Source organism: Stutzerimonas sp. LR2 (assembly GCF_055755175.1).
On the sequence record NZ_JBVTRR010000020.1, the window covers coordinates 1 to 1,501 of the forward strand.

Here is a 1,501-nt window from a genome sequence, read left to right on the forward strand (position 1 = left end):
ACGATCGCGTGTTAATGAACCCGCCATACTCAGACGGTCGCTGGAAGCATCACCTACAGCATGCTCGTCAATTCGTGAAACCTGGCGGCCGTATCGTTGCAGTTCTTCCCGGCAGTGCGACAGAAGAGAGTGTGCAATCTCTAATGAACGATGATTGTAGTGTCCACCAATGCGGACAATATGAAAACGCCTTTGATAAGACAAGCGTTAACGTTAAACTATTCGTCATTGATTTTTATTAATATTCTTGCCGTAGCATACTCGATATGCTACGGCGTTAACGGTAATTTCATGGGCAAAACAGACTACATACTCCGTGCGTTATCAAAAATTTCGCATAAACGCTGGGAGCACTACATTATCAATCGTGTCATCCATACGCTAGATGACCCAGATATTGAGTTCGTTTGCCAACAGTGCATTCGAAAAGAAGACAGCTTGGGGAAAATATATCTCGCTGATCTCCTGTTTCCACAGCTGAGCCTCTATCTTGAGATTGATGAGGCTCATCATGATAGTGATGACGCTAGAAAAGCTGACGCCGTGCGCCGATTAGATATCGTTGAAGCAACCGGATTCCAGGAGGAACGGATCCCTGCTAGTAACATAACCCTCAGCGAAGTAAATAAACTGGTTGATGAATTTGTCCGTTTAGTGAAAAACAAAAAAGAAGATCTCGAAAAGCAAGGCCTATTTTTTCGCTGGGACTATGACGAACGATACTCAGCAAAAAAACATATACATACTGGCTACATGGCAGTGGGCCCTAACTCGGTTTTCCGCTATCACAGAGATGCTTTGCAATGTTTTGGGTACCGCAGAGAGGGGCATCATCAATCAGGTGGCTGGACCCTGCCTGCTGAGGTCGTTCGGTCCATCGGATTAACAGGCCGCGTAATGGTTTGGTTTCCTCGTTTGTATGAGGCTGGAGAGTGGAAAAATGGACTCTCGGAAGACGGCAAGCAGATAATCGAAGAAAGCCTTAATGCAACAAGAAACTATCAGGAAACGTGGGATTACCGCATTGTTATGGCACATTCCCGTGATGAACTAAACCGCACGCTGTATCGCTTTCTAGGTGTTTTTGCTATCGACAGCAACCAATCATCCGATGAAGTCAAAGTGTTCAAGCGTACTCACACCCAAGTCAACGTTTACCCCCCTAAAATTTAGCCGACGTTTTGTCGGCTATTATCCTTCGTCACCGTATCCCGTCAGCGTAAAATAGCGACCTCAAAAGGTTTGCTAACCCTATAGCAGGTTTCATTCTGCTGTGGTTTGCATTATCAGCGAATTTATAAATTCAGGACAACAGAGTGACTCAGTTTGTTAATTTGCGCGGTAAGCGACTGGCATTTTCCGCCAAAGAATCATCCTCTATCCCCCCTGGCGCTTCAGGCCTCATCTATCCCAAAGATGCTGGATTTATCATTACCGATGAGCAAAGTGTGGAAAGACTCTTCATAGAGCATGACAAGGCCACTGGCATTTCCTGGTTTTT

At 45.4% G+C, this 1,501-nt stretch carries 2 protein-coding genes and 1 pseudogene; all 3 read left to right on the forward strand.

Annotation, left to right across the window (positions count from 1 at the left end):
• Window positions 1-242 (forward strand): annotated as a pseudogene (locus ACVRRC_RS21670) (restriction endonuclease subunit M); the annotation flags it as partial.
• Window positions 243-291: 49 nt separating this feature from the next.
• Window positions 292-1,173 carry an AbaSI family restriction endonuclease gene (locus ACVRRC_RS21675; protein WP_131680326.1) on the forward strand — a complete coding sequence of 294 codons (882 nt, stop codon included), beginning with the start codon at window positions 292-294 and terminating at the stop codon, window positions 1,171-1,173.
• Window positions 1,174-1,316: 143 nt separating this feature from the next.
• A partial coding sequence (locus ACVRRC_RS21680; RefSeq protein WP_472997533.1) for a hypothetical protein occupies window positions 1,317-1,501 on the forward strand: 185 nt, incomplete at its 3' end.

What these genes read in the sequence shown, in the direction of transcription:
- ACVRRC_RS21675 (WP_131680326.1), top strand. Translation starts at nt 292, where the DNA reads ATGGGCAAAACAGACTACATACTCCGTGCGTTATCAAAAATTTCGCAT.